Below are 6,015 nucleotides of genomic sequence, written 5' to 3'. Positions count from 1 at the left end.
TGACTGGAGTTCAGACGTGTGCTCTTCCGATCTTGTGGGATTTTATTTACAGGGTGGAGAATGCTCCACGGATTTAAGAAAGTGTGAGCAAAAAAAAAGCTTGTTTCTTTTTGGGAAACAAGCTTTGTATACTAATATAAAATTAATTAGTTAAGGTCGGCGCTACCAGTGCTTTTCTTGTCACTGAGGTCAGCGCTACCAGTGCTTTTCTTGTCGCTCAAATCATTGTTATCGCTTAAGTCAGCGCTACCAGTGCTTTTCTTGTCGCTTAAGTCAGCGCTACCAGTACTTTTCTTGTCGCTTAAGTCAGCGCTACCAGTGCTTTTCTTGTCGCTTAAGTCAGCACTACCAGTACTTTTCTTGTCGCTTAAGTCAGCACTACCAGTGCTTTTCTTGTCAGAAACAGAAGTAGAATTTTTTATTGAAGTTGTTTGAGCATGGGCCGAATTTGAGAGAGCACCAATGCTTAAAACTAACGCAGCTGATAAGAATAATTTTTTCATATAGAATATTTGAATATGTATAATTTTTTAAGCCAGATTCTTTTTCAATAATTTATTTATCAAATACCACATCTTTTAACAAATCGATTTCGTACAAGGGGTAATTAACCGCCGGCACTAAGTTTTTGAATGAGTGAAAACTTATCAAAAACAACGACTGTAAAAAAATTACAGAACAGTCGTACCGGTTATTTTATTATTTTTTTTTAGAGAAAACCTAAAAAATAACACTAAAATTCAACGGTACTTATTTTTTTTATTTTTATGGAATTCAGCGAGTTAAATGAAAATTAAGTGCTTGTTTGTACAGGTACTGCCAACTATTTGCAATAACATGGGAACAAATAAAAATCCTTAATTGGATTAACTTTCTTGGTCCAATAATTTATCAGGTTCAAATCTAAGCAATAGATTTCAATAAACAAAATAAAATATCAAATTAATTAATGTTTTTTTTCGCCTGAATTTATATGTCGGTAAATTATTCGCAACTTTCTTGCGCAACTAACGTAATAATGCCTTAATGAAGAAGATTCTCCTGTTTGTTTTTTTGATAATGCTTAAATTTTCTGCGATGGCTTCTGCGTCAGGCGTAAATTTGCAGCAGGATACTAATGCGGTTAAAAAGCTGAACAGGCAAGGCTTTGACTCCCGTTTGACAAATCCTGAACAGACAATTATTTACGCCGATAGAGCTATGGCTTTGGCTAAAGCGCTTAATTATGATAAAGGTATAGGAGAGTCCTATCGCGTACGGGGAATTGGTAATTATTATCTTAACCACTCGCAAAAAGCTATTGATGATTATTTGGCTGCTTACGATAGCTTTAAACAGATTAATGATTTACGCAGCGAAGCTAGTGTACTTAATAATATAGGAAACTTATACCGGGACATTGATTATGGTAGCGCCCTGGATTTCTTTCAGCAAGCTTTGACCATCGCCAATAAATTACATGACGCCCATCTCATCGCTAAACTTGATTTAAACATAGGCGATGTTTACTTTCGAAAAAAAAGCTATTACCAGGCTTTGAGCTATGATAACCAGAGTAATGTGCTTTTTGCAGCACTAAAAGACTCTGTCAATCTGGTGCTCTGCCTTCAAAATAAAGGTGTTATTTATTTTTATCTGCGGCAGTACGAAAAAGCGGATAGCTTGCTTTTAAGTGCCAATGAAAAGGCCCGTCAATTAGATTTGAATGAAACTATGGCCAGTATCAACTTAACCATTGCTGATTCATATATTGCCCAGGGAAAGTACACTGCTGCTGAAAAAGCTATTCAGGAAGGGTTGGTTTATGCCGGTGCAGTTAAAGATGAAAAAATACAGGCAGATTTTAAGTATACCAGTTATCAATTAGAGTCAAAGCGCAAAAACTATAAGGTAGCACTTTCTATCTTACAGGAAATTTACCAGACCGATAGTGTTAGTTTTAAGCAAAACAGTTCCACCCAAATAAACCTGCTGCGCGAACAGGCGAAGCAACAAGCCCGCATAAAGGAAAATGAGATATTGATCCAGAAACAAAAATATGACCGCGTCAGATTCTGGGGGGTAACAGTAGTCGCCGGCTTATTGCTCATTTTAGTTGGTTTGCTGGTGAGTAATGTTAAACGGAAAGCTAAAACCAACTTACAGCTAACAGCACTGAATGCCGAAGTCTCCAGGCAAAAAGATAACCTCGACAGGATCAATCATCACCTGGAAGAAATTATTGACGAAAGAACAAAAGACTTGCAGGTAAAGAATAAAAAACTGTCCGAGTATTCATCCTATCTGTCGCACCAGATCCGCGGGCCTATAGCCACACTTAAAGGATTACTGAACCTTGAAAAAGAAGGCCTGGTTGACCAGCGCGAATGTATCAGGATGATGAACAAGAGTGTTTCGGAAATTGATGATAAGATCATTGAAATGAGCGATATGCTCCACGATCCGGGAAGGGCTGGATTTTAGTTAGCTCATAGTTAATAGCAAGGATTACTGAGCCATTGAAGCTGCTTTGAACTCCTTTAAATAGGCAATGCCGAGTGGATCTGTGCCTCTATCAGCCCAAGGTATAAACAGTACCAGGCGATCATTTGAAGTACAAGCACCTGGCGATGTTTTTTATAACCCTTAGTTTCAAATGCCAGCTTTTCTTCCCCAGATGTTACAAAATACCTTATCTCTCCCTTGCTGGGTTTAAAAGTCGACGCTAATAAATCAAATGCCTTAACTTTTAATTTGCTTACAGGATCGTGAATAATTTCGTCATTAACTGCAGCATCACCGGACATTGAGATCAAATAATTTAACATAACAGGTAGCGTTTATATCACCTGTTTTACAATTATTACTCCAAAAGTCCTGTTATTTGCCAGAAACAGCAATTTTACTAACAATAGCCTCAAAAGATAATTTATTTGGCCGAAAATTTCAGACAAACAAATTTTAGTGAGGGCTGGTTAGTACAAAAGTGTCATTTTTAATAAACAGAAACGCAAAAATCAAACTGCTTCGACAGTTCTGTTACGCAATTCTTCGTAAAGTAAAATCACTTTTCGTTGCAGATTTGCTATCTCAGCTTCGCGGTCAACTATTTTCTTTTGGGCGATGCTTAAATTCGAAACCTGGGGTTCCGCGCTTTCAGCGTCCAGCGATAATAAGTTAACTACATTAACTTCGTAAATGTTAGCGATCTGTTCCAGGCGCGATAAGTTGATATCGGTAACACCGGTTTCAATTTTTGAAAATGCCGGGATGGAAATTCCCAAACGGTTTGCCACGTCTTCCTGGCTCCAACCGCGTTGGTGGCGTAAAGTACGGATGTTTTTAACAACAGATTTATTGGTTTTCTTTTTTAAATTTTCTGTCATAATCAGGTTTTCTCAATAATATTAGATCACTTAGGTTAACAAAATTAGACAAATTTTATGCCATTTATTAATTATAGGGCAAATTTAACTTGCCATACAATTAATAAATAAAACATTGCGAAATATTGGGGAATATTTTCTACATAGATGGGTAGAAAAAGCAATGCTTTTACATAATTCTTAATTTTGCAAATTTCAGTAAAAGCTGCTTTTGGCCTATTTCTTTAAAGAAAATGGTCGCTTTTATATCAGGTTTATTGCCTTCAAGGCTTATTACTTTGCCAAACCCAAATCTTTCATGTTCAACTTCCATACCAACCTGCAGGTTCGATGTATCTGAGGGTGCAAAACCCGCTGAAGGCACATGCGCCTTTGCCAGTATCGAAGTAGTTTTAACAACGGCGGCTTTCGGTTTCGAGAAAGTATCAGCCCCTTTGCTCCATGCCGCCCGATCGTCGTCAAAAAATGGGTTGCCTGAGCTTGCCGGCTTCGCAGTGAAGTCAAGTTCAAGGTATTGTGCGTCAATTTCATCCAAAAAACGGCTTGGTTCGCAACTGATCAGCGTACCAAATTTAAAGCGCGAAGTAGCATAACTCATGGTCAGTTTACTCTCAGCACGGGTGCTGGCTACATAAAACAAGCGTCGCTCTTCCTCCAGGTCAGTACGCGAATTAAGCGACATTTGCGAAGGGAATAAGTTCTCTTCCAGCCCAACTACATACACATGCGGGAACTCCAATCCTTTTGACGAGTGGATGGTCATCAGCGATACGGTATCGGCATCGGCATTTTTGTCCTTGTCGTCATTGGTTAGTAAAGCCACATCCTGCATAAATACATCCAGGCCTTTTTCTTCAATATCTTCCCGTTCCGAAAATTCTTTGATCCCGTTCAGTAATTCCTGGATATTTTCGTACCGGTTAAGTCCCTCAACCGATTTGTCTTCATACAGATCTTTCAGTAAACCCGAGTGCTGGGCAATATGTAATGCTGCCTCGTAGGCCGACAAATTTTTCGTGATCACCTGGAAACTCTGAATCATGGTAGAGAAATTACCCACAGCCGCAGAGGTGCGCCCATCCAGGTATTTCGACGGATCCAGCAATACTTCCCAGGCGGTGATGTTGTTTTGCCCCGCGCTTAAAATAATGCGGTCAACAGTGGTATCGCCGATGCCGCGGCGTGGATAATTGATTACGCGTTTCAGCGCTTCTTCATCCGCGGGGTTAAAGGTGAGCCTGAAGTAGCCGATCAGGTCCTTGATTTCCTTCCGCTGGTAAAAACTCAGGCCGCCGTATATTTTATAAGGCGTTCCCTGTTTGCGGAGCGCCTCTTCCATCGAGCGCGATTGCGCATTGGTACGGTAAAGAATCGCGAAATCGTGCCAGGCCAAACCTTTGGTGGTTCTTTGGAACATAATATCTTCCGCCACCAGTTTTCCTTCCTCGTTATCGCTGAAGGCCCGCATCACTTTTATCTTTTCACCCGTTTCCTTTTCCGAAAAAACGTTCTTTTTCAGCTGTTCCTTATTATTGGAGATGATGCTGTTTGCAACATTTACGATGTTTTGGGTTGAGCGGTAGTTTTGCTCCAGTTTAAATACTTTCAGGTCCGGGTAATCCTTTTCAAAGTTCAGGATGTTCTGGATATTGGCGCCGCGGAAGGCATAGATACTTTGCGCGTCATCGCCCACCACACAGATATTCTCATTCACTGCAGCCAGCTTTTTCACGATGAGGTATTGCGAAAAGTTGGTGTCCTGGTACTCATCCACCATCAGGTATTTAAACTTATGCTGGTATTTGTTCAGCACTTCGGGGTGCAGTTTTAGCAGTTTGTTGGTTTTAAACAGCAGGTCATCAAAATCCATGGCGCCGGCACGGTAACAGCGCTGCGCATAGTTTTGGTAGATGACGCCTATTAAACCCCTGCCGCTGCTGAAATCATCCGCCTGGATCTGCTCGTTCTGCTGGTATTCCATCCAGCTCACAAGGTTATTTTTTGCCGCAGAAATGCGGTTATGTACAAAGTTGGGGTTATACAGCTTATCGTCGAGGTTCATTTCCTTCAGGATGGCCCTCAGCACGCTTTTGCTGTCGTCGGTATCGTATATGGTAAAGTTGCTGGGGTAACCAATTTTGTCGGCCTCCACCCGTAATATTTTGGCGAAAACAGAGTGGAAGGTTCCCATCCAGATATTTTTTGCTTCGGGGCCCACCAGCTGGTTGATCCGTTCGCGCATTTCTTTGGCCGCCTTATTGGTAAAGGTAAGCACCAGGATATTAAAACTATCTACCCCGCTGCGGATCAGGTGCGCCACCCGGTAAGTGATCACCCTTGTTTTGCCCGATCCTGCGCCGGCGATGATCATCACCGGCCCTTTTAATTGCTGTACTGCCCTTTGCTGCTCCGGGTTTAAACCCTGTAAATAATCCAAATCTTTTTCCTCTTTTCTGTTAGGGCGAAATTAGGCTTTTGCGGTGAAAGTAGGAAGTGATTTCGGATTTCGGATGTTCGATTTCGGATTTAAGGTAAGAGGGAAAGTCAGGAAAGTCAGGAAAGTCAGGAAAGCCGCGAAAGTCAGGAAGTCCGAAAGACTGGAAGGGGGGAAGTCTCCGCCCATTCCGCCCTTGTTGGTGTTTTCACCAAC

At 41.1% G+C, this 6,015-nt stretch carries 6 protein-coding genes; 1 reads left to right on the top strand and 5 read right to left on the bottom strand.

The window, feature by feature from the left end; genetic code table 11:
• Positions 1-146: 146 nt before the first annotated feature.
• Entirely contained in the window at positions 147-503 is a 357-nt protein-coding gene (locus QZY09_RS14685) for a hypothetical protein (protein ID WP_295673564.1), read from the bottom strand.
• Between the two features lie 523 nt (positions 504-1,026).
• Between QZY09_RS14685 and QZY09_RS14680 the strand changes: the two genes are divergently transcribed.
• Positions 1,027-2,463, top strand: a complete 1,437-nt coding sequence (locus QZY09_RS14680) for a hypothetical protein (protein ID WP_295673563.1) — start codon at positions 1,027-1,029, stop codon at positions 2,461-2,463.
• A gap of 56 nt (positions 2,464-2,519) precedes the next feature.
• On the opposite strand, the gene QZY09_RS14675 is transcribed toward QZY09_RS14680, so the two are convergent.
• From QZY09_RS14675 to QZY09_RS14660, 4 genes are all read right to left on the bottom strand, one after another.
• On the bottom strand, positions 2,520-2,786 hold the full coding sequence (locus tag QZY09_RS14675) for a hypothetical protein (protein ID WP_295673561.1): 267 nt from the start codon (positions 2,784-2,786) through the stop codon (positions 2,520-2,522).
• A gap of 210 nt (positions 2,787-2,996) precedes the next feature.
• On the bottom strand, positions 2,997-3,365 hold the full coding sequence (locus QZY09_RS14670) for a helix-turn-helix transcriptional regulator (RefSeq protein WP_295673559.1): 369 nt from the start codon (positions 3,363-3,365) through the stop codon (positions 2,997-2,999).
• A gap of 169 nt (positions 3,366-3,534) precedes the next feature.
• Entirely contained in the window at positions 3,535-5,802 is a 2,268-nt protein-coding gene (locus QZY09_RS14665; protein ID WP_295673558.1) for an ATP-dependent helicase, read from the bottom strand.
• A gap of 30 nt (positions 5,803-5,832) precedes the next feature.
• The coding region (locus QZY09_RS14660; protein WP_295673557.1) for a hypothetical protein at positions 5,833-6,015 on the bottom strand (183 nt) is incomplete at its 5' end.

This window comes from uncultured Mucilaginibacter sp. (assembly GCF_903913935.1).
Lineage (GTDB): Bacteria > Bacteroidota > Bacteroidia > Sphingobacteriales > Sphingobacteriaceae > Mucilaginibacter.
The sequence above is the reverse complement of the archived record's forward strand: the minus strand, read 5'-3'. Positions and strand labels throughout refer to the sequence as shown.